Source organism: Janthinobacterium agaricidamnosum NBRC 102515 = DSM 9628 (assembly GCF_000723165.1).
Classification (GTDB): domain Bacteria; phylum Pseudomonadota; class Gammaproteobacteria; order Burkholderiales; family Burkholderiaceae_D; genus Janthinobacterium; species Janthinobacterium agaricidamnosum.
The window spans coordinates 5,934,780-5,935,239 of sequence record NZ_HG322949.1; the positions used below are offsets into that span (position 1 = coordinate 5,934,780).

Sequence of the window (460 nt, forward strand, 5' to 3'; positions counted from 1 at the left end):
AGGCTTGGGTCTTTTCGCAACCAGCTCAGCCTTCCACTGCGCAACCGAAGCTCGATACTCAAGTCGGCCACAGCGAGTTGCAACATTACGTGTCAGCTCACGGGAAACCGTTGATGCGCTACGCCCGATACGGCGCGCAATCTCTCGTACTCCGACGCCCTGGCACGAAAGAAGTCCAATCTCTTCTCGCTCAGCAAACGACAAGTACCTTCCAGATATTGGGTTCAACATAGAAAGTGGCATGCCGCCATTATGACGAAACCAACGCGTCCCGACTGCTTGCGACACGCCAACCGCTTCAGCAGCTTTTTCGCTTGTAATCCCCGTTGCTATTTTTTCCCAGAACCGCCGCTCGGTTTCCCGGCGATGCGATGGCGCACCTGGCGAGCGCATCGCCCTTCGCCCAGTCAACTTGTTCATCCGCCCCGCTGGTCGCCCCATAAACACCTCCTCGATTAAA

Annotated in this window: 1 pseudogene; it reads right to left on the reverse strand. The window is 56.3% G+C overall.

Features of this window, described 5'->3' with window-relative positions:
• Window positions 1-420: pseudogene (locus GJA_RS26980) on the reverse strand (helix-turn-helix domain-containing protein); the annotation flags it as partial.
• Window positions 421-460 lie beyond the last annotated feature (40 nt).